Origin of the sequence: Rhizobium sp. CFBP 8752 (assembly GCF_014842035.1) — a bacterium.
GTDB lineage: Bacteria > Pseudomonadota > Alphaproteobacteria > Rhizobiales > Rhizobiaceae > Neorhizobium > Neorhizobium soli.
Genome location: NZ_JACYUZ010000003.1, coordinates 242,338 through 266,419, shown reverse-complemented (window position 1 = coordinate 266,419; position 24,082 = coordinate 242,338). Strand labels below are relative to the sequence as shown.

The window sequence follows — 24,082 nt, the reverse complement described above, 5'->3', positions numbered from 1 at the left end:
GGTTAACCGAGCCGCCTGGTAAGATGCTATACGCGCATCGGCATCAGCACATAGAGCGCATCGTCGCCCGCCGTATCACGAACCAGCGTCGGTGACCCCGCATCCGCCAACATGAAGATCGCGTCGTCGCCGGAAAGCTGGGCGGTGATGTCGAGCAGATATTTGGCGTTGAAGCCGATTTCCATCGCGTCATATTCGTAGCCGACGGCCACTTCTTCCGTGGCGCTGCCGGAATCCGGATTGTTGACCGTCAGCATCAGCTGCCCTTCGGACAGCGACAGCTTCACGGCACGTCCGCGCTCCGAAGAGATGGTCGAGACGCGGTCCACGGCCTTGGTGAAGCTCTGGCAATCGACGCGCATTTCCTTGTCGTTGCCGGTCGGGATGACGCGCTGGTAATCGGGGAATGTGCCGTCGATTAGCTTCGATGTCATGACGATGCCGCCGATCGAGAGGCGGATTTTGGCATCCGAAACTTCCACCGTCACGAAGGCTTCCGGATCATCGACCAGCTTCTGCAACTCGCCCACGGTCTTGCGCGGCACGATGATGCCAGGCATGCCTTCAGAGCCGGATGGCGCCTTGAGATCTGCACGGGCAAGGCGATGGCCGTCGGTTGCGACGGCACGCAGCTTCAGGTCGCCACCGGCCTCGATCGTGTGAAAGAAGATGCCGTTCAGATAATAGCGGGTCTCTTCGGTCGAGATCGCAAACTGCGTGCGATCGATCAGCATCTTGAGATCGGTCGCCTTCATCTTGAATGTATGGCTGAAGCTGCCGGCGGTGAGATCCGGGAAGTCCGTTTCCGGCAGGCACTGCAGCGAGAATTTCGAACGGCCGGACTGCACGGTCATCGTCGCGCCGTCGGCGCTGGTGGCAAGCAGCACTTCCGATCCGTCCGGCAGCTTGCGGACGATTTCATAAAGCAGATGCGCTGGCACGGTCGTGGCGCCGGACTGTTCCACCATGGCCGGTGTCGATTCCGTCACTTCCAGATCAAGGTCCGTCGCTTTCATATCCAGGCTCGCGTCGGACGCGCGCAGCAGGATGTTGGACAGGATCGGAATCGTGTTGCGCCGTTCCACGACGCGGTGCACGTGATTCAGCGACTTCAAGAGATTGGAGCGCTCAAGAGTAATACGCATGGACACTATCGCTTTCGACCGTGGCGATCCGGCTGGCCGGACCACCTGATATTCTCTGCCGGCCATTGCGCAGCCGGAACATGTGGACGGGCAAAATGGCAGACATTCGGATGCGAAAGCAAGAGCAGAACCGTCTGCCCGCCATTTGAATTGCTTGTTCATACCGCACTTGCACACAGAAAACGCAACGCGGCGAAACCGGACGCGCAAAACATCGCCCGCCTCTGCTTGCCGAAGCCTGCGGCCTCGACCATAACAGGCGATGACCCTCGACCAAACTTCAGAGCAATCCACCGAAATCGCTGCCGAACCCGTCAAGGGACAGCGCGGCTATCGCGTCGGCAACACGTTCATCGCGTCCCGCCCCATCGAACCGGCGCTCTATCTTGTCGCCACCCCGATCGGCAATCTCGGCGATATCACGCTGCGCGCGCTCGAAACCCTGTCCGGCGCCGATGTTTTGGCCTGCGAGGACACAAGGGTGACCCGCGTGCTGCTCGATCGTTACGGCATCGTCAATCGCCCTTATTCCTACCACGAGCACAATGCCAACGAAGCCGGGCCGAAGCTGATTGCGGCACTCGAAGCCGGCAAGTCCGTGGCGCTGGTTTCCGATGCGGGCACGCCGCTGGTGTCGGATCCCGGCTATCGGCTCGGCCAGATGGCGATCGATGCGGGTTATCGTGTCGTGCCCATCCCCGGCGCATCTGCCCCGCTTGCGGCCCTCGTCGGTTCCGGCATGCCGTCGGATGCTTTCCTGTTCGTCGGTTTTCTGTCTTCCAAGGATAAAGCCCGCCGCGACCGGCTTGCGGAACTTTCAAAGATCCCGGCAACGCTGATCCTGTTTGAATCTCCCCATCGCATTGCCCACACGCTCGTTTCTGCAGCCGATGTGCTCGGCGGCAGCCGGCTTGCCTGCGTCTGCCGGGAACTCACCAAGACCTACGAGGAGTTTCGCCGGGGCACGCTGGCCGAGCTTGCCGCCCATTACGGTGACGGCCACAACGTCAAGGGCGAGATCGTCCTTCTGATCGAACCTCCAGCACCTGAAGAGGCGCCGGGCGAGGTGGAGGTCGATGCCATCCTGCAGGACCTTTCCAAAACGCATCCGACCGCAAAGGCTGCGACTGAAGCGGCAAGGATCACCGGCCTGCCGCGCAAGGATCTCTATCAGCGCCTGATCGCCATGAAGAACGGGACCTGATGGATCGCGATGGCACAACGGGATGAGATCGGCGCCAGACGTCGCAAGGCAGAGCGCCGCGGCCATGTCTCGGAATATGTCGCTGCTGCCTATCTCCTGCTGAAAGGCTATCGCATCCTCGCCCTTCGCCACCGCACGAAACTGGGCGAGATCGATCTCATCGCCCGCAAGCGCGATCTCGTGGTCTTTGTCGAGGTGAAGGCTAGACGATCCGAGATGCAGGCGCTCGACGCCGTCTCCTTCGCATCTCAGAAACGGATCCGGGCCGCGAGCGATCTCTGGCTGCAGAAACGCAAGGACGTATCCGGGTTATCGCAGCGATACGACATCATCGCCGTCTTGCCGGGAAGGTTTCCTCGCCATTTCCAGGATGCGTTCTAGGGCCGTCCTCAGCATAGGCCTTGCCGCGGCCCTGTCGGAATATCCCGGCCACGGTTGCCTTTCGGGGTTCGTCGTCCTACATCAGGCGGGCCAATCCTAGGGGGCTGAAGTCATGGCGAAAATTCGCACGGTCGCATTTCAGATGGACCACATTTCCGGCATCAACATTGCCGGCGATTCCACATTCGCCATGGCGCTCGAAGCGCAATCGCGCGGTTACGAGCTGTTCCACTATACGCCCGACCGCCTGACGATGCGCGACGGCCGCATCTTTGCAGCCCTCGAGCCGCTGCAGGTGCGTGACATCAAGGGCGATCACTTTACCCTTGGCGAAAAGCAGCCGACCGATCTGTCGACGATGGATGTCGTGCAGCTTCGCCAGGATCCGCCCTTCGATATGGGCTACATTACATCGACCCATCTTCTGGAGCGCATTCATCCAAAGACGCTCGTGGTCAATGATCCGGCCTGGGTGCGCAACTCGCCGGAAAAGATCTTCGTCACCGAATTCGCCGACCTGATGCCGCCGACACTGATCTCCCGTGACCCGGCTGAAATTGCCAAGTTCCGCGAAGAGCTCGGCGATATCATCCTGAAGCCGCTTTACGGCAATGGCGGCGCCGGCGTGTTTCATTCCGCCCGCGATGATCGCAACTTTACCTCGCTACTCGAAATGTTCGGCCAGATGTATCGCGGCGAACCCTATATCGCGCAGGCCTACCTGCCGGCCGTGCGCAAGGGCGACAAGCGCATTCTTCTCGTTGACGGCGAACCGGTCGGCGCGATCAACCGCGTGCCCGCGGAAACCGACAGCCGCTCCAACATGCATGTCGGCGGACGTGCCGAGGCGACCGATATCACGCCGCGCGAAAAGGAAATCTGCGCCCGTATCGGGCCGGCTCTGCGTGAACGCGGCTTCATCTTCGTCGGTATCGACGTGATCGGCGATTACATGACCGAGATCAACGTCACGTCTCCGACAGGCATCCGCGAAGTGAAGAAGTTCGGCGGTGCTGACGTCGCGAGCCTCATGTGGGATGCAATCGACGCCAAGCAGAGCTGACAACCGTTCACATCTGTTCTTGTTATGCAACCTGATGCACGCTGTCTTCGTCTCATGCGCGAAATTGTTCACTGCCTGTTCTTGAAATCCGCCAGCAATCGTGCAAGCTTTCAACCTGTAGCACGGTAGGCGGGAATATCCCCACCTTAGCTTGCGCATGTGGGCGGGTCGGAATGGTCGCGCGTATCAGAACGGTAGCATTTCAGGGAATCGAAGGCATTCCGGTCGATGTGCAGGTCATGATCGGACCTGGAAAGATCGGCATGCATATCGTCGGCCTGCCCGATAAGGCGGTGGCCGAAAGCCGCGAGCGGGTGCAGGCAGCACTGCATGCCTCGGGTCTCGCCATGCCGCCGAAGAAGATCACGGTCAATCTCGCCCCGGCGGACCTGCCCAAGGAAGGCAGCCATTTCGACCTCGCGATCGCATTGGGCCTGATGGCGGCGCTCGGTGCTGTTCCAGGCGACATGCTGGCTGACTATGTGGTGATCGGCGAACTGAACCTCGATGGAACGCTTGCAGCCGTCGCCGGTGCGCTTCCGGCAGCGATCAGCGCCAACGCAATCGGAAAGGGCCTGATCTGCCCGGCAGAGAGTGGCGCTGAAGCGGCCTGGGCAGGCCCCGGCGTCGATATTCTCGCACCACGCAGCCTGATCGCGCTCGCCAACCATTTCCGCGGTACGCAGGTCATGTCGCGGCCTCAACCGGCCGTCCGTGCACCACCTGCCAATCTGCCTGACCTCGTCGATATCAAGGGCCAGGAAAGCGCCAAACGCGCGCTCGAAGTGGCAGCTGCCGGCGGCCATAACCTCCTGATGGTCGGTCCGCCCGGTTCGGGCAAATCGATGCTTGCCGCCCGCCTTCCGTCGATCTTGCCGCCGCTATCGGCCACCGAACTGCTCGAAGTCTCGATGATCCACTCCATCGCCGGCCAGCTTTCGGGCGGAAAGCTGTCGGATCGGCGGCCCTATCGCATGCCGCACCATTCCGCCACGATGGCGGCACTGGTCGGCGGCGGTCTGCGCGCGAGGCCCGGAGAAGCATCGCTCGCGCATCACGGCATTCTTTTTCTCGACGAGTTTCCGGAATTCTCGCCCCAGGTTCTCGATGCGCTTCGCCAGCCTCTGGAGACAGGCGAATGCGTCATCGCCCGGGCCAATCATCGGGTCTCCTATCCGGCGAGCATCCAGCTCGTCGCCGCGATGAACCCGTGTCGCTGCGGTATGGCGGGACAACCGGGGCATAGCTGCGCTCGTGGCCCGCGCTGTGCTTCGGATTATCAGGCACGTATCTCCGGCCCGCTGATGGACCGCATCGATATCCGCATCGATGTGCCCGCTGTCTCGGCAAGCGATCTCATCCGCCCGGCTCCGGCGGAGCCAAGCGCCGGCGTGGCAAGGCGGGTGGCGGCCGCACGAGACAGGCAGAGAGAGCGTTTCGAAGGCGAGGGCCAGTACACGGTTTTGACCAACGCGCGTTGCTCCACCGCCATGATCGAGAAATTCGCCGAACTCGATCCGGGCGGGCTGCAATTGTTGCGCGATGCGGCGGAGAAGCTCAAATTCTCCGCCCGCGGCTACCATCGGGTGCTGCGGGTAGCGCGGACGCTTGCCGATCTCGACGCGAAGGATAGTATCGGGAGAATTCACCTCGCCGAGGCGATCTCGTATCGGATGGCCGGGGAGCGGCCCACCGTATCCGCCTGATTGACCTTAGACGTCACGGGGTTCTGACGAACTTTAGACGCCGGTGGATCCGAACCCGCCGGCGCCACGTGCTGTCTCACTTGCCTCGGAAACTTCGACGATCCGCGCCTGGGTCACGGGCGCGATCACCATCTGCGCGATCCGCATGCCGCGGGTAATGACGAAGTCCTCGTCGCCCAGATTGATCAGCAAAACCTTCACTTCGCCCCGGTAATCGCTGTCGATCGTGCCGGGCGTGTTGAGGCAGGTGATGCCGTTCTTAAACGCCAGCCCCGAACGCGGGCGGATCTGGACCTCGAACCCGGAGGGGATCTCGAACACGAGGCCGGTCGGCACAAGGGCGCGCTTGCCGGGTGCGATCGTCAACGGCTCGCCATCGGTCACGGCGGCGCGCAGGTCCATGCCGGCAGCACCTGATGTCTCGTAGGCGGGAAGATCCAGGTTCTGCCCGTGCGGCAGACGCAGGACATTGAGCACGGGTGAGGAGGGGGCTTGAATGGTCATTGCCCATTACTTTGCGCCGCAGCGCGGCAGGTCAATTGCAATGGCGGGCTTTAGTCGCTAGATACCGCGGCAATTCACAGGATATAAAAGATGGCCGAAACCATTGCAGAGGCGGTCTCCCGCCGCCGCACATTCGCGATTATTGCGCATCCGGACGCGGGCAAGACAACGCTGACGGAAAAGCTGCTTCTGTTCGGGGGCGCCATCCAGCTCGCCGGTGAGGTCAAGGCCAAGAAGGATCGCATCCAGACGCGGTCCGACTGGATGAAGATCGAACGCGAACGCGGCATCTCGGTCGTGACGTCGGTGATGACGTTCGAATATGCCGACAAGGTCTTCAACATTCTCGATACGCCCGGCCACGAAGACTTCGCGGACGATACCTATCGCACGCTGACGGCTGTGGATGCGGCGATCATGGTCATCGATGCCGCCAAGGGCATCGAGCCGCGCACGCTGAAGCTGTTTGAAGTCTGCCGCATGCGCGACATTCCGATCATCACCTTCATCAACAAGATGGACCGCGAAAGCCGCGACATTTTCGAAGTGCTCGACGAGGTCGAGGAAAAGCTGGCGCTGGATACGGCTCCTATCACCTGGCCGATCGGTCGTTCCAAGAGCTTCTGCGGAACCTACCACCTGGCCGATAACCGGGTGCGTGGTCCAGACAGCGAGGACGCGATCTCGGTCAACGGACCGCAGGCCGTCGCCGACCGCCTGCCGGAAAACGAACGCGCGGCCTTCGTCGAGGAAGTCGAACTGGCGCGGGAAGCCTGCCGCCCGTTTGACAGGAAGGCCTTTCTCGAAGGTCACATGACGCCGGTTTTCTTCGGCTCGGCGCTGCGCAATCTCGGCGTCCGGGATCTGATCACCGCACTGGCCGATTTCGCGCCGCCGCCGCGTGACCAGGTCGCCGATATCCGCACCGTGCATGCAAGCGAAGACAAGATGACGGCCTTCGTCTTCAAGATCCAGGCCAACATGGATCCGAACCATCGCGACCGTATCGCCTTTGCGCGTATCTGCTCAGGCAAGCTGGAGCGTGGCATGAAGGCAAGGCTGGCGCGGACCGGCAAGCAGATGGGCCTCACGGCGCCGCAGTTCTTCTTCGCCTCGCAGCGTCACATCGCCGATACCGCCTTTGCCGGTGATGTCGTCGGCATCCCCAACCACGGCACGCTTCGTATCGGCGATACGCTGACGGAAGGCGAAAATCTCGTCTTCCAGGGCGTTCCGAACTTCTCGCCGGAAATCCTGCGCCGCGTGCGTCTGGAAGATGCGATGAAGGCGAAGAAGCTGAAGGAAGCCTTGCAGCAGATGGCAGAAGAAGGCGTCGTGCAGCTGTTTTCCCCGGAAGACGGATCGCCTGCCATCGTCGGCGTCGTCGGCGCGCTGCAGCTCGACGTTCTCAAAGAGCGGCTGTTGGGAGAATATACGCTGCCGGTCTCGTTCGAAATGTCGCGCTTCTCTGTCTGCCGCTGGATCTCGTCGGATCAGCCAGCCGAGCTCGACAAGTTCCTGACCGTCAAGCGCGGCGATATCGCCCGCGACCTCGATGGCGATCCGGTCTTCCTGGCGCAGGACTCGTTTTCGCTGCGCTACGAGTCCGAACGCTTCCCCGCCATCAAGATGGTGGCCATCAAGGAATATCACGTCGCCAAGGCGGCGTGATTTCAATCCAGCGATAGCTCCGACCTGCCGCTGGTAAGGTCGGAGATCAGCCTTGAAATGATGTTCTGCTCGGCTTCCGGTATCTGGATCCGCAGCTCGGCACCCGTATCCGTGAACACTTCCTCGGTGATCTTCACATCCTCGATCGACTGCAGCTTGGCCTTAGTTCTTGCGAGGTCGGAAAACTCGATGCTGACGCCACCCTGCACCGACGGCTTGAATTCGATGAGCGGGCCCGCTCTCAGGCAGGCGGCAGCCGTGCCGCCATAGGCGCGCACCAGACCACCGCTACCGAGCAGAATGCCGCCAAACCAGCGGGTCACGATGACGACAGCCTTGTCCAGCGACTGGCCGTCCATGGCGGCAAGGATCGGCTTGCCCGCCGTACCGCTCGGCTCGCCGTCATCGGAAAAGCGATAGGCTGATCCAATCCGCCAGGCCCAGCAGTTGTGAGTGGCATCGGCAACGCTATGCCCAGCAATGGCGTCTTTCGCTTCCCCCTCGCTTACCACGGGAAGCGCGATCGCCAGAAAGCGGCTTTTCTTGATGACCTGCTCGAATGTGGCCGGCTGTTCTAGCTGAAACATGGTCTCAGCATTATCGCTGCCGCATCCCGAAGGGAAGTGTGGCGCACGCTCAACCGAAATCGACGGCCGTCGTGTTCGATCCGCAGACCAGCACGCAGACGCGCTCACCCGGATGTGGACGGTATTTGCCGGACAAGACAGCCGCAAACGCCGCCGCACCACCCGGCTCGGTCACCAGCCGCGCGCCAGACCAGAGCACCTTCTGCGCGTTCAGAATGTCCTCGTCGGTCACCAGGACCGGCGGCTCGATGAATGCCTGGGCCACCGGAAACATGAGCTGCCCCACCTGCCGTGGCGCAAGCGAGTCGGCCGCGATACCGCCGGCCGGTGCATCCACGGGCCGGCCGGCCTTGAAGGCTTCGTAAAGCGTCGGCGCGCGGTCGGATTCCACGGCGACGATCTTCACCCGGCCGCGCATCCAGGATGCGATACCGCCGATCAGTCCGCCGCCGCCGACGGCCACCAGCAACGTCGTGATATGCGGCAGGTCTTCCTCGATTTCCTTGCCGAGCGTACCTTGTCCCGCCAGCGTTTCCGCCTGGTCGAAGGCATGCACGGCCATCGCCCCGGACTGCGCGACATAAGCCTCGCTGGCAGCGAGCGCATCCGCATAGCGGTCGCCGCCGATCACGAGCTCTGCCCCGTAGGAGCGGATGAGATCTATCTTCGCCTTGGAGGCGACGCTTGGCACAAAGATATGCGCGGGCACACCGAGCTTGTGGGCCGCATAGGCAACCGCTGCTCCGTGATTGCCGCCGGACGCCGCAACCACGCCTGCTGCCTGCACCTCGCGGCCAAGAAGATTGGTAAAGGCGCCGCGGACCTTGAACGAACCGGAATGCTGCAACTGCTCGAGCTTGAGATCGACTTGGCATGGTTCGGCCCCAAAGTCCTGCATGTCCACCCGCATCGTCGGCGTGCGGCGGATATGCGGACGGATCAGGGTTTCGGCTTCTGCAATATGTTCGGCTGTGACTGCGACCGGCATGGAGACCTCGAAATGAATTGGCATCAATCCGCAGGTCGCGAAATGATGAAAAGGCAATGGGATCTATTCAGCGCATCGACGGCGGCCGGTCAATCCGCCTCACTCAAGGGAGTTGAAGCCGCCCGTCATTGCGGGGCGGCTCCAGCGGATACTCAGTCCTCGATGAGGTCCTTGAGGAAGTCGTCGCACCAGCGATTGATGTCGTAGGTCAGCAGGTGGTCCATCATCATCTGCCAGCGCTGCTTGCGCTCGTCGAGCGGCATGCTGAGCCCGCGGGCGATGGCATGCGCCGTTCCCTCGATGTCGTATGGATTGACCAGAAGCGCGCCGCGCAGCTCGCGGGCCGCTCCGGCAAAGCGGGACAGCACCAGCACGCCCGGATCTTCCGGATCCTGCGCCGCCACATATTCCTTGGCGACAAGGTTCATCCCGTCGCGCAGCGGCGTCACGAGGCCGATCTTCGCCAGCCGGTAGAGCCCGGCAAGAACCGGGCGCGGTACCGATCTGTTGATGTAGCGGATTGGCACCCAGTCCACTGTGCCGATCGCCCCGTTCACGCGGCCAGCCTGTTCGGCGACCATGCGCTGCATCTGCTCGTACTCCGGCACTTCGGAGCGCGATTTCGGCGTGATCTGCAGATAGGTCACCTTGTTGTGGTGATCCGGGTTGGTGGCGACAAACTGCTCGAAGGCGTCGATACGCTGCGTGATGCCCTTTGAATAATCCAGGCGGTCGACGCCGATGATAAGATCCTTGCCCTCGACGCTCTGGCGGGCCTTGCGCACCATCGCGTTCTTTTCGGCCTTGATCGCGAATTTGGAAAAGATCTCGGTCTCGATCGAAATCGAATAAGCGCCGCCCTTGAAGGTGCGCCCGAAGGTCGAAAACTTCTTGCCGCCGTCGATCCGCTCGCCGATCCCTTCGCGCACCAGCCCGCCGCCGAAATTGTCGAGATCGAAATCCGTCTGGAAACCGACGAGGTCATACTGTGAAAGGCCGCGCATGATCTGCTCGTGAACCGGCATGGTGAACAGAACATCTGCCGGCGGCCACGGGATATGCAGGAAGAAGCCGATCTTGTTCTTGAAGCCCATCTGGCGAAGTTCGGCTGCCAGCGGGATCAGGTGGTAGTCATGCACCCAGATGATGTCGTCTTCCTTCAGAAGCGGCGCAAGCTTCTGCGCAAAGAAGCGGTTCACCCGGAAATAGCCGGCCATTTCCTTGCGACCGTATTCGGCCAAGTCCATCCGGTAGTGGCAGATCGGCCAGAGCACCCGGTTGGCAAAGCCGTGGTAATATTCCTCGACGTCGGTGTCGGTGAGATCGGTCAGCGCATAGGTGATCGCGCCATGCTCCTGCATCTCAAGCGGGCCGGGTTCCTCGTTGCCGCTGGAATTGCCAGACCAACCCATCCAGATGCCGCCGCGTTCCTCAAGGGCTGCCTGCAGGGCCACGGCAAGGCCGCCGGCAGGTGCCGCACCGGTCTTGTCCGGAACGGTGACGCGGTTCGATACGACCACTAGACGGCTCACGATATTTCCTTTCGAAAATGCATTCTCAAATCAGTTCAGGCGGCGGCAAGCTTGGCGATCAGCGCGCGCAGTTCGGCCGCCGATCCCAATGTTGCCGACGCGACGGTGTCGGCCGCGATATCGGAAATCCGGATCGAGTGGCCGCCCAGCTTGTTGGCAACCCTGAACATCGCTTCATCAGTTACATCGTCACCGATCGCGATCGGCAACCGGCCGGCAAATGGCTCTTCGCTGAGAAAAGCCCGTAGCGCATCGCCCTTGCTGGCGCGGGCAGGGCGGATTTCCACCACCATCTTCCCTCGCTGCAGAGTGAAGTCGGATCCTGCCCGCTCGCGATAGCGTTCCATCGCCGCCTCGACTTGCCCCTGGAATGTCGGCGCCTGTCGGTAGTGGGCAGCCACGGCGAGACCCTTGTCCTCGACAAGAACGCCCGGCCAGGCTGCTGCTTCCTCGGCAAGGCTTGCTTTCAGCGCCTCGAAATCAGGACCTGGCGTTACCCGCTCGATCGCTCCCGACATCGATCGTCTTTCCGCCCCGTGCAGGCCGGCAATCGGAAAGATATGCGGCTTGAACAGCTGATCGGCGTAGGGCAGAGCCCGACCCGTCACCAGCGCCATGGCACCGCTCAGTTTCGCGGAAAGCCGGGTCAGATTCTCGGCCAGATCGTCAGGCACGACGATACCATCAGGCGTATCCGCGATGTCGATCAGCGTGCCGTCGATATCGAAGAAAACCGCCCATTTGGCGGGCTGGTTCAGCACTTCGTGCAGAATGTCGGTGCCGTCAGATGTGCCGGCATGCGCGTCCGCGCTCGATTTTGTATCATCAACCATGCAGCTTCATTTAGGCTTTGAAGCCGCCGCGACAACAGGCTGAGGCAACATTGCGTTGCAAAACGTGATGGGGAAGGGGCCACAAAACTGTCATCTCGGCCGGTAATTCATGTTTCATTAACCCTATTTCGAGACGCTTGATTTTCGGCGGTTGTGTGCGTTGCAAGCAGACAGAGTGGAGCAGAAAGACAAATGTGTCGTTGGGCAGCTTATCGGGGCGAACCGCTTTATCTGGAAGAACTGGTCTCTTCGCCCGCCCATTCCCTGATCGAGCAATCCCACTGTGCCACACGCGCAAAGACCGCCACCAATGGCGATGGTTTCGGCATCGCCTGGTATGGCGACAGGCCAGAGCCCGGCCGCTACAGGGACATCCTTCCGGCCTGGTCCGACTGCAATCTGCGCAGTATCGCACGGCAGATTCGCTCACCACTGTTTCTTGCCCATGTCCGCGCCGCAACGACGGGCGCAACACGGCGCGACAACTGTCACCCCTTCGTGCATGGCCACTGGTCCTTCATGCACAATGGCCAGGTCACGAGCTTCGAAGCGATCCGCCGGCCGCTCGAAAGCCTGTTATCGGACGAACTGTTCTCGGCCCGGACCGGATCGACCGATTCCGAGCTTCTCTTCCTGCTGGCGCTGCAATTCGGCATGGATACCGATCCCTTGGGTGCGATGGAAAAGGCGATCGCCGCCGTCGAAGACATCTCGATGGAACGGCTCGGCACGGCACTCGTGCGCTTCACCGCATGCTTTTCCAACGGCCGCCAGCTTTATGCGGTGCGCTATGCCACGGATCACAAGCCACCGACCCTCTACGCCGCACCGATGACGGGCAAGGGGTCGGATGCGGATGGATCAAAGACCGGTTACTGCCTGGTGTCGGAACCTTTGAACGACGAGGCCGATACCTGGGTAGAAATTCCAGACGGCAGCGCCGTCAAGGTCTGCCCGGATGGCATGCAGGCACTGCTCTTCCAGCCGCAGGCGCTGTCGAAGGCCGCGTGATCCTCATGCGAGCCGGGCCGCTATCAGCTCGGCGAGCCGCATCGCAACCTCGTCCTTGCCGAGATCGGGCCACGCATCGATCGCGGTCTCGCTGATGATCTTCACCTGATTGCGCATGCCGCCCATGACGCCGGTCTCAGGCGAGACGTCGTTTGCAACAATCAGGTCTGCACCCTTGCGCTGAAGCTTCGATCGCCCGTTTTCGTCCACATTCTGCGTCTCGGCGGCGAAACCGACGACAAGTCTGGGGCGCTTGTCGTGATGCCCAACGGTCTTGAGGATGTCGGGGTTTTCGGTCAGCATCAGCGGAGCCGGTGCTTCGCCCGGCATTTTCTTGATCTTCTGGTCGGCGGAGGAAGCGACCCGCCAGTCGGCGACGGCCGCCACCATGACGGCGATATCGGCGGGGAGACGGCTTGTCACGGCCTCGAGCATCTCGGCCGCCGTTTCCACATGCAGCGTCGTGACGCCATCGGGATCGGGGATTGTCACCGGGCCTGAAACGAGTGTCACATCGGCACCGAGTTTCGCCAGCGCCGCAGCAATCGCATGGCCCTGACGGCCGGATGAGCGGTTGGCGATGTAGCGCACCGGATCGATCGGCTCATGGGTGGGGCCGGAGGTCACGATGGCGGTCTTGCCGGCCAGCGGTTTCGGCGAAGCATCAAGCAGCGCAATCGCCGCGGCAGCGATTTGCAACGGTTCTGCCATCCGGCCGGCGCCGGCCTCGTTGCTCTCAGCCATCTCGCCAACCATCGGCCCGATCACATGGATGCCATCAGCCTTCAGTGTCTCGGCATTGCGTTTCGTCGGAGGAGCCGCCCACATTTTCGGGTTCATGGCAGGCGCCACCAGCACGGGCAGATCGGTCGCCAGAAGCACGGCGCTTGCCAGGTCGTCCGCCATTCCGTGGGCCATCTTTGCCATCAGGTCGGCACTTGCGGGTGCGACGATCACGAGGTCCGCGTCGCGCGCCAGCCGGATATGGCCGACATCCTGCTCGTCCTCGCGCGAAAAAATCTCCGTATAGACATGCCCGCCCGACAATGCCCCGACGGCAAGCGGCGTCACGAACTCCTGGGCAGCCCTGGTCATGACCGGCCGCACCGAGGCGCCGCGTTCGCGCAGCCGCCGGATCAGGTCGAGGCTCTTGTAAGCCGCGATCCCGCCGGAGATGATGAGAAGGATACGCTTGTCTTTGAGTTCCATAGCCCGCCCGCTTTCGAAGTGACCGGAAGCTAGGGTTTTGTTCTTGAACATGCAATCGTCCTGCAGCAAGAGTGGTGAAACTCCGATGAACGGCGGTCGCAATGAATGATTTCAAGTCGGTCGAACCTGCCTCAAGCCAGACCCTGATCCAGCCGGCCATCCCGATCTTCCGCATTTTCGACGTCGGCAAGGCGATGGAGTTCTATTGCGGGTTCTTAAGCTTCACCGTCGACTGGGAGCATCGGTTCGCTCCCGACGCACCGCTCTATTGCCAGATATCGCGCAGCGGCATGCTGATGCATCTGTCCGAACATGCGGGCGATGCCTCGCCGGGTGCCCGCGTGTTTGTCCCCATCACCGGTGCTGCAGCGCTCCACAGGGAACTCAATGCCAAGGACTACGCCCATATGCGGCCGGGGCTGCACCAGGCGCCCTGGGGTCTGGAGGTTTCGGTGACGGATCCGTTCAGCAACCGCATCACCTTCTGCGAACGCGAGATCAAGGGCTAACCGGTCAGCCTAGACCAGTTCGAACAGGTTGAGCGCGATCGGGGAACGCTGTGCCTTCATGACGGCGATCCCCAGTCGCGCCACCGGTCCCGGCCCCTCGATCGGCCGGTACACGACGCCCTCGATGGCGATCTTCGTGATGGAGCCCGGGACGATCGAGACGCCCAGCCCTGCGGCAACCAGATTGACCACGGACGGGATCTGCGGCGCTTCCTGCGTGACGTTGAGCTCGAACCCCGCATCGCGGCAGGCGCTGAGGATATCGTCGAACAGGCTGAGACCCACCGTGCGCGGAAACAGCACGAAGGGCTCTCCTGCAAGCGCTGCGATCGGCACGGTCCGTAAGGTCGCCAGCTCATGGTTCGCCGGCAGTGCGATCAGCATCGGCTCGTCCGCCAGACGTTTCAGCCGCACCGCCTTCGGGTCTTCCAACCCTGGACGGATAAAGGCGGCGTCGATCTCGCCGCGTTCCAGTTTCTCGATCAGCCAGTTGCTGTTCATTTCCGCCAGCGACAGCGCAACGCCCGGCCACTCGCTCCGGAAACGCCGGATAGCGCCCGTCACGACCGGGTTGAAGGCGGCAGACGCGGTAAATCCCAGCGCCAGCTTTCCTGTCTCGCCGCGCGCGGCACGCCGGGCAGAAAGTTTCGCAGCCTCTGCGGCCGCAAGCGAGGCCCGCGCTTCGGGCAGAAACGCTGCGCCGGCCGCAGTCAGTTCGGCACCATGCGGCACCCGGTGAAAAAGCGCTGCCCCGATCTCGGTTTCCAGATCGCGGATCTGCTGGCTGAGCGGTGGCTGGCCAATACCAAGCCGTGCCGCAGCCCGCGTGAAATTCTGCTCCTCGGCGACAGCGAGGAAATAGCGGATATGCCTCAGTTCCATCGGTATCTGTAAAACCTATCGAGAACGCCTGCGCCATATATTGGATTAATGGGAACCGACTGGCTACCTTTGATAGACCTGAAAGGTCGAATACCCCATGCCCGCCTCCGCATCCCTGAACGCCGATTTGTCCGCGGCATTGAACGGTCAAGCTCTTGCAGAAGAGGGGGAGGGGGAGAAGCTCTATCTCGTCCGCGGCACGCCGGCCTATCGGAGGGCAAGTCTGGCCTTCTTCATGTCCGGCTTTTCGACCTTTGCACTGCTCTACTGCGTCCAGCCGCTGATGCCGATCTTCGCGCGTGATTTCGGCGTCAGTCCGGCTGCAAGCTCGCTGTCCCTGTCGCTCTCGACGGGCTTTCTGGCGGTCGCCATCTTTTGCGCCGCCGCCGTTTCGGAGCGGTTCGGCCGCCGCAGCCTGATGTTCGTGTCCCTGCTCGGCGCCTCGATCTGCACCATCGCCTGCGCCGCCATGCCCAACTGGAACCTGCTTCTGATCATTCGTGCGCTGGAAGGCCTGTTGCTCGGAGGCGTTCCGGCGGTCGCGATGGCCTATCTGTCGGAGGAAGTCGATCCGAAAGGTCTCGGCGCCGCGATGGGTCTCTATATCGCCGGCAACGCCTTTGGCGGCATGGCTGGGCGTGTCGTCACCGGGGTTCTGGCGGAATATTTCTCCTGGCGTCTGGCGCTTGTCGGCATGGGCGCGCTCGGCATCGTCGCCGCCATCGGCTTTCTCGTTCTCCTGCCGCCATCGCGCAACTTCGTGCCGCGCAAATCCAGCCTGCGCTATCATGTCGATGCCTGGCTCGGTCACCTGAACCATCCGGCCCTGGCACTCCTGTTCGCCATCGGTTTCCTGCTGATGGGTGCATTCGTCACCATCTACAATTACATCGGCTTCCGGCTGGTGGACGCACCCTACAGTCTCGATCAGACGGAGCTCGGCCTCATCTTCACGGTCTATCTGTTCGGTATCGTCGCGTCCTGGGCCGCGGGTATTCTTGGGGATCGCTTCGGCCATTTCGCCGTCATGCTCACGGGCATCGTCCTGGCTTTTGCTGGTGTCGTCATCACACTCGCCACGCCGCTGCCGCTGATCATTCTCGGCATCGTCCTGCTCACCTCCGGCTTCTTCATCGCCCATTCTGTGGCAAGTGCTTTGGTCGGCCGGATGGCGAAAGGCACCAAGGGACACGCCTCCTCGCTCTATCTTCTGGGATATTATCTGGGCTCGAGCGTCGCCGGCTCGGTGGGCGGCCACTTCTGGAGCGCCGATGGCTGGTGGGCCGTATCGGCCTTTACCGGCACGATGCTGGCGCTCGCGCTCGCGGCAGCACTGCTGTCGCGCAGTATCACGCAGCGAAGCTAGCTCTTCTTGGCGGACGCGTTGACGGCGGGAGCCGGCGACGTCGTCAGTTTGAAATCCGTCATTTCCTTCGGCGTCAGATAGTACAGCCGGTCCGGCGGGGTCTCCAGTGCGCGCAGCCAGAGGCCGGAGCCGATCCCCATCTCCTCCAGATGTCGCGTCACGCGTGCGGTCGTCGCCTGTGCGCCGGACATCGCCTCGTCGGCGCTCGGCCTGTTGCGGCCGCCGTTGAACACCTGGTGCACGCCGATCACCGCATCCTTTTGGGCCACCCGCGTGACACCACCGGCAAACACGATCGGGCAGGAGGAAGCACAGAGCCCCTTGGTCACCACAAGCGTGGCCAGCTTCTTCTCGCGGATCAGCTTCGACATGGCGATTGCGTCGCCCACCGAGCCGCCGGGGGAGTTGAGCGACACCGTCTTCACATATTCGCCGCGGGCTTCGATCTCGGTCGCAAAGCGCTCGGCGGCACCCGGCTCGATCGCTCCTTCAGCCTTCAGAATGCCACCCGTCGTCAGGTTGAAGGTCATCGCCTTGCGCAGCACGTCCGCCGGGCTTGAAGGCTCGACGGGCGGCGCTGCCGGTCGCCCCTCGGTCAGCGCTGGTGGCAGCACGGGATCCGTCTCGCGCATCGGATCGTAACCCGGGCTCTCGGGCTTTGCAGTCGCGATCTCGCGAATGTCGGTCACGAGGAAAATGCCGGAAATGCCGAGCATCAAATAAAACACGCCGCGCAGGATGACACCGTCGTCGAGCCGGCGGATTGCCTCACCGATCCTCATGGCTGCGGTCCCGGCGCGTTTTCGGATCGAGACTGGTGATATTGGTATTCTCGTCGGCCTTTGCCTCTTCGGCCTTCACCTCGTCCGCCTTCCGCTCGGCCAATCGGGCGTCCTCCTCGGATGTCACGGGCTTTTCCATGGCAGCGGTCGCCTGTTCCACGCTCATGCCGCTGGCGCTGACGGCGCGCTGGACTTCGAGCGCCTGCAAAAGCTCGGCAGCGGTAATGCGCTCGGCAAACGGAAGCGGGTCCTCCTGTCTCCGGATCGCGCCATGCACGACGGCCAGGATGAACACCATCACACCCGGCAGAAGGTCGATGGAGATCGCGCCGGCCCAGGCGGGAATAAAGTCGCCGGCATATTCCAGAACGGCGCCGGCCGGCGAAAGCGGCACGAAGCGCCGTTCTCCGACAGTCGGACGCGACAGGATCTCGTCGGCAGCCTTGGCCAGCGCCTTGGATTGCGCGCTCACCGAAGCCTTCACCGTCTCCATTACTTGGTTCTGGCGGTTGACGAGGTCGGGCGCGGCGCCATCCGGCACCGGCGCAATAAAGCCGATCGCCAGATCGTCTGCCGCACGACGGATCGACGGCGCGATCGAGGTCTGCGAGAGCGAGGACACGACCCCCGTCAGCGCCACGGCTTCGGTTGAGAACTGGTCGGCGCGAGGTCCGATATCGCCCGGCGCCGAGACCAGCCCGCGCATCGCCTCAAGCCGCTTCTGGCCCTGTTCGAAAAGATCGGCCACCTGTTCGCGCGACCCGTTGATATTGCCTTCCAGCGATTTCATCTGGGCCGACATCTGGGTGAGCAACTGCACCACGCTGCCGGAGCCGGTGGTGCCGGTCAGCGAGCCGGACTGGCGCTCGACACCGGCAAGCTGCGAGAACCGCTCACCGGCGCGCTGGATATCCGGCAGCAGGCTCTGCGCGGCGATCGCGTTCTGGTGCGCGCGGTCGAGATCGGCCGTATAGGCTTCCACGGTTTCGGAAAGGTGCTGTTCGACGGCGGACGAACCGGCAAGTGCCGCAGCGTTCAGCCAGCTCGACATCGCCATGATCATCACGGCACCTGCGGCCATCACTGCCAGCATTGCCGTGCGCCCGGTCCGCGATGTGATATGCGGATAGAACCGCGCCATGTAGGACCAGAAGGCATAGATGCCGACCGACACCGACACGGAATAGATGATCGCGGCAAAGAACACCGCCGTCGGCGACCCGTCGAGAATGGTGCGGGCACCGAGATAGGTATAGACGCCCGATGCCAGCGCCAGCACTGCCAGCGCAAATCGCGTCATCGTTTCGACGGCAACGACGCCGTCCTGCAGCCGTCGGGAAGCGCCAAGCGCCATGGGCAAACTCCAAATGGCCACCTGGGGCACGCGAAAGGACTATATTCCTTCAAGAAAGTCTGAAGAACCCGGCGGAATAAAGGCGCATTACGCTCACGCTTGCGTGGGTTGTACGCCCTGCATGCCGAAGCCACCAAGCGCAAAGAAACCGTCGATCGCATGGATCGGCGAGATGGCGATCAGCTCTGTCAGGAAGGCCTCGGACGCGAGTTCCGCCTCGATCGCCTCAACCTCCGCCGAAAGCGGCCGATCGACCGTGTAGAAGGCTGCGTGGCGGCGTACGGCATCGTAGATCAGCTTGACCGCACCGCCCGGCTCGTCGCCGTGGATATCCATCGCCTGCGCTGCCAGCAGCGCTTCAAGCGCCGCCAGTCTCTGCAGGGCCTGCACCTGTCGCTCGAACCGCTCGATCACCAGCGGCAGAAACGCTGCCTCGTCCTCCATGCCGCCGGCCACCACCAGCGACTGCGCCGAAACCGGGTTGGTCATCGACAGCACGCGCGAAAAGATCTCGCCGGCCAGCTTGATGATCGGCCCGAAGCCCGTCGCAATCACACCATGCGGAACCAGATTGACCGGCAGATCGCGGCGCTGGCCGTTTCCAAGAAGAACGCAGCGGTTGAAGGCGTTGCGCGCCGCATGCGCCATCGTCAGCGACGCCGATTCCAGGAGCACCGTAACGTCGAGCGGCAGTGAACCGCCTGATGTCAGAACCCGGCCGTCGACGATCACGGGGTTGTCGTCGGAGCGGCCCGTTGCCGCGAGGATCTTGTGGCCGGCGGTCAGCACGCTTTCAAACACCGTGCCGAACACCTGCGCGATCATACGCAGGCTCAACGGGTCCTGGATTTGCGTTGCCTTCGGCCAGTCCCAGCCTTCGGACGCGTTGCACAGCCATTTGCCGATCATCGCCTCGCGTGGCGTGCCCACATGGGTGACGGCAATCCACGGGTCGCGGGATCCGCCCATCGCACCGGAAGCGGCCATGCCTGTGGCAAGCAGCGTTCGGATGGCGCAGGCGGCCGTGCGCGTCGCGTCGGCGGCGGCCGCAAAGCTGACGGAATTGACGCTGAGCGAGGCAAGGCTGTCGCGCGGCGCCATTTTCATCGGCGCGATGCCTGCCGCCGCAAAGGCTTCCGCTGCGGGCAGGCGGCGTCCCTCGAACATTGCCTCGCCGACGCCGGTCAGGACAGCACCGATCTGCCCCATCAGACCGATATCGGCGCAGCCGATCGAGCCGGTGCGCCGCACGACCGGAATGACGTCGGCCTGCAGCAGATCGAGATAGGCCTGAACCAGTTCGGTCGAGCAACCCACATAGCCCGTCAGCGCCGTGTTGACGCGCAACGCCATCGCATTGCGCACGACGCAGATCGGAAACGGTTCGCCGGTGCCGAAGTGATGGGCCCGGACGAGCCCGATATTGAAAGCGTCCAGCTCTTCCGTCGACCACGCGACGTCCTTCATCGCACCAACGCCGGTCGTCGCGCCATAGACGGGCGTGCCCTCGGCAATCGTGCTTTCCAGCACCAACCGCGCCGCAGCGACACGGGCAAGCCCTTCGGCACTGGCTGTCACGGTTACTTCGCCACGGCCGATCTTGATCAGCTCGGCAAAGCCGATCGGCTGGCCGGTGAGTTCGATTGTGATGCGGTCTGGGTTTTTGGGTGCGGCGGACATGGCATTCCTTTTTGCCCGCACACTAATTCATCCTGTCGTCCAAGGTATATCCCAGAACCTGGACATCTGATGTCGCAACGCGCCTTTTCAGACGACGGCGAAGGCGATGACGACGAGCGAGATCGCGATGATCCACAGTGCCCAGCGGCCGGAGCGGCTGTGCCGGGCTTCCGCCTTGCCGATCGCGTCTGCCGTTTCGGGATCGAAACGCAGGCCGTGTTCGCTCATGTGAACGAGTTCCCGGTGCAGGGTTTCCGTCTTGGCGGCAATCTCCGGCAAGGCTTCGGCGAGCTTCAGCCCTGCCTTTATCCCGTCCTTAAGGTCGGATGCGATGCGCTTGGGGCCAAGATTGTCGCGGATCCACTGGCCGACGACCGGCTCTGCGGCCTTCCACATGTTGAAACGCGGGTCGAGGATACGCGAAACGCCTTCGACGACGACCATGGTCTTCTGCAAGAGGATCAACTGCGGCTGGGTCTGCATCTCGAACAGGTCGGTCACTTCGAACAGCAGCGCCAGCAGCCGGGCCATGGAGATGGTTTCGGCGGGCTGACCGTGGATCGGCTCGCCGATCGCCCGGATCGCCTGCGCGAAGGCTGCAACGTCGTGATGCGCAGGCACATAGCCCGCTTCGAAATGCACCTCGGCGACACGCATATAGTCGCGGGTAATAAAGCCGTAGAGGATTTCGGCGAGGAAGCGTCGTTCCTTTTTGCCCAGCCGTCCGGTGATCCCCATGTCGACGGCGACGATCGTACCGTCCCGCTCGACGAAGAGGTTGCCGGGATGCATGTCGGCATGGAAGAAGCCGTCGCGAAGCGTGTGACGCAGGAAGGACTGGATCAGCACTTCTGCGAGCTTTTCCAGATCGTGGCCGGCAGCCCTCAGCGCCGGGACGTCGTTCATCTTGGCGCCGTCGATCCACTCCATGGTGATGACGTCGCGGCCGGTCCGTTCCCAGTCCACCTCGGGCACGCGGAAACCGGGATCGTCCCTCGTGTTTTCGGCGATCTCGGAAAGGGCTGCAGCCTCGAGGCGCAGGTCCATTTCCATCTTGGTGGTCTGTTCCAGCGTCTTCGTCACCTCGATCGGGCGAAGTCTTCGACTGGAGGGCATCAGGCGTTCCTGCATGCGGGCAACCACATACATGCCTTCGATGTCGTTTGCGAAACGCTGGCGCACACCGGGGCGCACCACTTTCACGGCCATCTTTTTGCCGTTCACTTCGGCCGGGTGCACCTGCGCGATCGAGGCGGCCGCAATCGGCTCTTCGAAAGATGTGTAGAGATCACTGATCGGGCGGCCAAGCGAGGTCTCGACGGCGGTTTTGGCAGCATCCGTGGGGAAGAAGGCCATCCGGTCCTGCAGCATGGCAAGATCGACGGCCCAGTCGACGCCGACGACATCCGGGCGGGTGGCGAGAAATTGGCCGATCTTCACATAGGAAGGACCAAGCCTTCCCACGGCGCGGGTCAGCCTTTCGCTGCGGGGCTGCTTCTTCGCCCTGAAACGGGTGAGCGGCTCGAGCATGGATTTCAGAATGCCGACGGCCGGCGGCAGGTCCTGTGTCGGCAGGGCCGAAACCACGCCTTCGCGGACAAGAACCCAGCCGACACGGGCGAGCCGGAAATAAGCGCCGATCGTGCTCATGCGCTCAGAGCTTCCAGCCGGAATGCAGCGCGGCTATCCCGCCGGTATAATTGGTGTAGCTCACGCGCGAAAAACCGGCAGTCCGGATCATCGCTGCGAAATTTTCCTGGTTGGGGAATTTGCGGATCGATTCCACCAGATACTGGTAGGGCTCGGAATCACCGGTGATCATTTTGCCGAAGCGCGGGATCGCCCGGAACGACCATTCGTCGTAAAACTTGTCGAGCAGCGGAAGTTCGACTTCCGAAAATTCCAGAACCAGCAACCGTCCGCCACGCTTCAGCACGCGAAACGCTTCAGACAGCGCCACGTCGATGCGCGGCACGTTGCGGATCCCGAAGGCGACCGTATAGGCGTCGAAGGAATTGTCCTCGAAGGGCAGGGATTCTGCATTCGCCTCGATGAAATCGAGATTGCCGGACAGCTTCTTCTTTTGCGCCCGCTCGGCACCCACGGCCAGCATCGAGCCATTGATATCGAGAACCGTCGTATGGGCTTTCAGGCCCGATGCCTCGACGATGCGGAATGCGACGTCGCCGGTGCCGCCCGCCACATCCAGCGTCCGGTAGCTCGCATCCTTGCGCGGATTGAGCGCGGTAATCATCGCGTCCTTCCACACCCGGTGCATGCCCGCCGACATGACGTCGTTCATCACATCATAGCGCTTGGCAACCTTGTGGAAGACGTCGTTGACGAGGCCCTGCTTTTCCCCGTCGGCCACTTGGCGGAAGCCGTAGGAGGTTTCCATTCCGCCTTCGGCGCGGGTGCGGGCTTCGGTCATGGGCAGCTCCTCGGTGTCTCTATCCAGGCGGACCATAGCGAAACCGTTTTCCGGACGCTATGTGGTGGATTACCGCCCGGTCTATAGAGCACCGGCGGCATCGTTGAAACAGGAAGTTAGGTAGACCATGCCCGAATTGCCAGAGGTCGAAACCGTTCGTCGCGGCCTTTCTCCGGCCATGGAGGGAGCAAAGCTTGCAAGGCTGCAGCTGAACCGCACCGATCTACGCTTTCCGTTCCCGGAAAATCTTGTCGCCGCAGTCGAAGGCCGGCAGATCATCGCGCTGGGAAGACGCGCCAAATACCTGCTGATCGACCTCGAAGACGATCTCACCATCATTGCCCATCTCGGCATGTCCGGCTCGTTCAGGGTCGAGGAAGAGGCGCTTGGCACATTTCATCATCCGCGCTCCAAGGACGAGAAGCATGACCACGTCGTCTTTCATCTGGAGCGTGGCAACGAGACATTAAAGGTCATCTATAATGATCCGCGCCGTTTCGGCTTCCTGCATCTGGCAAAGCGCAGCGAGCTCGATCTCTACCCGGCATTTGCGCAACTCGGTCCGGAGCCGACCGGCAACGCGCTCGATGCGGAGTATCTCGGCAAGCGGTTTTCCGGCAAGGCGCAGCCATTGAAGAGCACGCTGCTCGATCAGACCGTGATCGCCGGTCTCGGCAATATCTATGTCTGCGAAGCGCTGTGGCGCGCGCACCTGTCGCCGAAGAGGGCAGCGGGCAGCATCGTCACGCCCACGGGCCGGCCGAAGAAGGAGCTGGTGCTGCTGACGGAAGCGATCCGCGCTGTCATTGCCGATGCGATTGCAGCCGGCGGCTCGTCTCTGCGCGACCATATCCAGACGGACGGCTCGCTTGGCTATTTCCAGCATTCCTTCTCTGTCTATGACCAGGAGGATAAGCCCTGCCGCACGCCGGGCTGCGGCGGCACCGTTGCTCGTATCACCCAAGCCGGCCGCTCCACCTTCTACTGCCCGCGCTGCCAGAAGTGATCAGCCGTTGCAGGCGATGTTTGAACACGCATCCCTATAAGGAGAGTGGGAGGGGTTATGGTCGCGAAAAGGACGCGGGACTTCGCCAAACGGCAAATTCAGCGGCACCCTTCATGCGAATCCGCGTTGACGAGGCGCGCTATACCGGTTATATGCCCGCCCACAGTTGGGAAAGCCTGATCGACGGCTTCCTCTATTGCTCCCGAATTGCTGGATTGATGGTCGCAGGACCTACGCG

Annotated in this window: 21 protein-coding genes and 1 pseudogene; 9 read left to right on the top strand and 13 right to left on the bottom strand. The window is 62.3% G+C overall.

Annotation, left to right across the window (positions count from 1 at the left end; genetic code table 11):
• Positions 1 to 26: 26 nt before the first annotated feature.
• Positions 27 to 1,145 (bottom strand): DNA polymerase III subunit beta, encoded by a 1,119-nt coding sequence (gene dnaN, locus IFT59_RS17240; protein ID WP_062454057.1) that lies wholly within the window; start codon positions 1,143 to 1,145, stop codon positions 27 to 29.
• Between the two features lie 262 nt (positions 1,146 to 1,407).
• On the opposite strand from dnaN, the gene rsmI reads away from it, so the two are divergent.
• The 4 genes from rsmI to IFT59_RS17220 all read left to right on the top strand — a co-directional run bounded on the left by rsmI (position 1,408) and on the right by IFT59_RS17220 (position 5,499).
• Positions 1,408 to 2,349, top strand: a complete 942-nt coding sequence (gene rsmI, locus IFT59_RS17235) for a 16S rRNA (cytidine(1402)-2'-O)-methyltransferase (RefSeq protein WP_192087625.1) — start codon at positions 1,408 to 1,410, stop codon at positions 2,347 to 2,349.
• Positions 2,350 to 2,358: 9 nt separating this feature from the next.
• Positions 2,359 to 2,730, top strand: coding sequence for a YraN family protein (locus IFT59_RS17230; protein WP_062454055.1), 372 nt, complete (start codon positions 2,359 to 2,361; stop codon positions 2,728 to 2,730).
• A gap of 112 nt (positions 2,731 to 2,842) precedes the next feature.
• Positions 2,843 to 3,793: a glutathione synthase gene (gene gshB, locus IFT59_RS17225; protein ID WP_192087624.1), complete on the top strand. Its 951-nt coding sequence runs from the start codon at positions 2,843 to 2,845 to the stop codon at positions 3,791 to 3,793.
• A 173-nt stretch (positions 3,794 to 3,966) separates the two neighbouring features.
• Positions 3,967 to 5,499, top strand: a complete 1,533-nt coding sequence (locus IFT59_RS17220) for a YifB family Mg chelatase-like AAA ATPase (protein ID WP_192087623.1) — start codon at positions 3,967 to 3,969, stop codon at positions 5,497 to 5,499.
• Positions 5,500 to 5,532: 33 nt separating this feature from the next.
• On the opposite strand, the gene dut is transcribed toward IFT59_RS17220, so the two are convergent.
• On the bottom strand, positions 5,533 to 6,003 hold the full coding sequence (gene dut, locus IFT59_RS17215; RefSeq protein WP_192087622.1) for a dUTP diphosphatase: 471 nt from the start codon (positions 6,001 to 6,003) through the stop codon (positions 5,533 to 5,535).
• Between the two features lie 90 nt (positions 6,004 to 6,093).
• Here dut and IFT59_RS17210 point away from each other — a divergent pair, with 90 nt between their 5' ends.
• A complete protein-coding gene (locus IFT59_RS17210; RefSeq protein ID WP_192087621.1) occupies positions 6,094 to 7,674 on the top strand; it encodes a peptide chain release factor 3 in 1,581 nt (526 codons plus the stop codon).
• A 2-nt stretch (positions 7,675 to 7,676) separates the two neighbouring features.
• Here the strand turns inward: IFT59_RS17210 and IFT59_RS17205 are convergent, their stop codons facing one another.
• The 4 genes from IFT59_RS17205 to otsB all read right to left on the bottom strand — a co-directional run bounded on the left by IFT59_RS17205 (position 7,677) and on the right by otsB (position 11,614).
• Positions 7,677 to 8,261, bottom strand: coding sequence for an IMPACT family protein (locus IFT59_RS17205; RefSeq protein WP_192078134.1), 585 nt, complete (start codon positions 8,259 to 8,261; stop codon positions 7,677 to 7,679).
• A 49-nt stretch (positions 8,262 to 8,310) separates the two neighbouring features.
• On the bottom strand, positions 8,311 to 9,249 hold the full coding sequence (locus IFT59_RS17200; RefSeq protein WP_192078135.1) for a threonine/serine dehydratase: 939 nt from the start codon (positions 9,247 to 9,249) through the stop codon (positions 8,311 to 8,313).
• 152 nt (positions 9,250 to 9,401) lie between these two features.
• On the bottom strand, positions 9,402 to 10,781 hold the full coding sequence (gene otsA / locus IFT59_RS17195) for an alpha,alpha-trehalose-phosphate synthase (UDP-forming) (RefSeq protein WP_062454049.1): 1,380 nt from the start codon (positions 10,779 to 10,781) through the stop codon (positions 9,402 to 9,404).
• 35 nt (positions 10,782 to 10,816) lie between these two features.
• Positions 10,817 to 11,614: a trehalose-phosphatase gene (gene otsB, locus IFT59_RS17190; protein ID WP_062578801.1), complete on the bottom strand. Its 798-nt coding sequence runs from the start codon at positions 11,612 to 11,614 to the stop codon at positions 10,817 to 10,819.
• 192 nt (positions 11,615 to 11,806) lie between these two features.
• Between otsB and IFT59_RS17185 the strand changes: the two genes are divergently transcribed.
• Complete coding sequence (locus IFT59_RS17185; protein WP_062578804.1) at positions 11,807 to 12,625, top strand: class II glutamine amidotransferase; 819 nt, start codon at positions 11,807 to 11,809, stop codon at positions 12,623 to 12,625.
• 3 nt (positions 12,626 to 12,628) lie between these two features.
• Here the strand turns inward: IFT59_RS17185 and coaBC are convergent, their stop codons facing one another.
• Entirely contained in the window at positions 12,629 to 13,834 is a 1,206-nt protein-coding gene (gene coaBC, locus IFT59_RS17180) for a bifunctional phosphopantothenoylcysteine decarboxylase/phosphopantothenate--cysteine ligase CoaBC (RefSeq protein ID WP_062454046.1), read from the bottom strand.
• Positions 13,835 to 13,980: 146 nt separating this feature from the next.
• Between coaBC and IFT59_RS17175 the strand changes: the two are divergent.
• Positions 13,981 to 14,343 (top strand): annotated as a pseudogene (locus IFT59_RS17175) (glyoxalase superfamily protein); the annotation flags it as partial.
• Between the two features lie 9 nt (positions 14,344 to 14,352).
• Here IFT59_RS17175 and IFT59_RS17170 read toward each other — a convergent pair.
• Entirely contained in the window at positions 14,353 to 15,225 is an 873-nt protein-coding gene (locus IFT59_RS17170) for a LysR family transcriptional regulator (RefSeq protein WP_062578806.1), read from the bottom strand.
• A gap of 97 nt (positions 15,226 to 15,322) precedes the next feature.
• Here IFT59_RS17170 and IFT59_RS17165 point away from each other — a divergent pair, with 97 nt between their 5' ends.
• Positions 15,323 to 16,591: an MFS transporter gene (locus IFT59_RS17165; protein ID WP_192087620.1), complete on the top strand. Its 1,269-nt coding sequence runs from the start codon at positions 15,323 to 15,325 to the stop codon at positions 16,589 to 16,591.
• Here IFT59_RS17165 and IFT59_RS17160 read toward each other — a convergent pair.
• From IFT59_RS17160 to ubiE, 5 genes are all read right to left on the bottom strand, one after another.
• Positions 16,588 to 17,373, bottom strand: coding sequence for an ATP-dependent Clp protease proteolytic subunit (locus IFT59_RS17160; RefSeq protein ID WP_192087619.1), 786 nt, complete (start codon positions 17,371 to 17,373; stop codon positions 16,588 to 16,590). The genes IFT59_RS17165 and IFT59_RS17160 overlap by 4 nt on opposite strands.
• Entirely contained in the window at positions 17,360 to 18,727 is a 1,368-nt protein-coding gene (locus IFT59_RS17155; RefSeq protein ID WP_174195503.1) for a hypothetical protein, read from the bottom strand. Before IFT59_RS17155 ends, IFT59_RS17160 begins: the two co-directional genes overlap by 14 nt.
• A 93-nt stretch (positions 18,728 to 18,820) precedes the next feature.
• Positions 18,821 to 20,407 carry an aromatic amino acid lyase gene (locus tag IFT59_RS17150; RefSeq protein ID WP_192087618.1) on the bottom strand — a complete coding sequence of 529 codons (1,587 nt, stop codon included), beginning with the start codon at positions 20,405 to 20,407 and terminating at the stop codon, positions 18,821 to 18,823.
• An 87-nt stretch (positions 20,408 to 20,494) separates the two neighbouring features.
• A complete protein-coding gene (gene ubiB, locus IFT59_RS17145) occupies positions 20,495 to 22,057 on the bottom strand; it encodes a 2-polyprenylphenol 6-hydroxylase (protein ID WP_192087617.1) in 1,563 nt (520 codons plus the stop codon).
• A gap of 4 nt (positions 22,058 to 22,061) precedes the next feature.
• A complete protein-coding gene (gene ubiE, locus IFT59_RS17140) occupies positions 22,062 to 22,838 on the bottom strand; it encodes a bifunctional demethylmenaquinone methyltransferase/2-methoxy-6-polyprenyl-1,4-benzoquinol methylase UbiE (protein ID WP_062454932.1) in 777 nt (258 codons plus the stop codon).
• Positions 22,839 to 22,965: 127 nt separating this feature from the next.
• Here ubiE and mutM point away from each other — a divergent pair, with 127 nt between their 5' ends.
• The gene (mutM, locus tag IFT59_RS17135) at positions 22,966 to 23,844 is read left to right on the top strand and encodes a bifunctional DNA-formamidopyrimidine glycosylase/DNA-(apurinic or apyrimidinic site) lyase (protein ID WP_113109382.1); all 879 of its coding nucleotides are present in this window, start codon (positions 22,966 to 22,968) and stop codon (positions 23,842 to 23,844) included.
• Positions 23,845 to 24,082 lie beyond the last annotated feature (238 nt).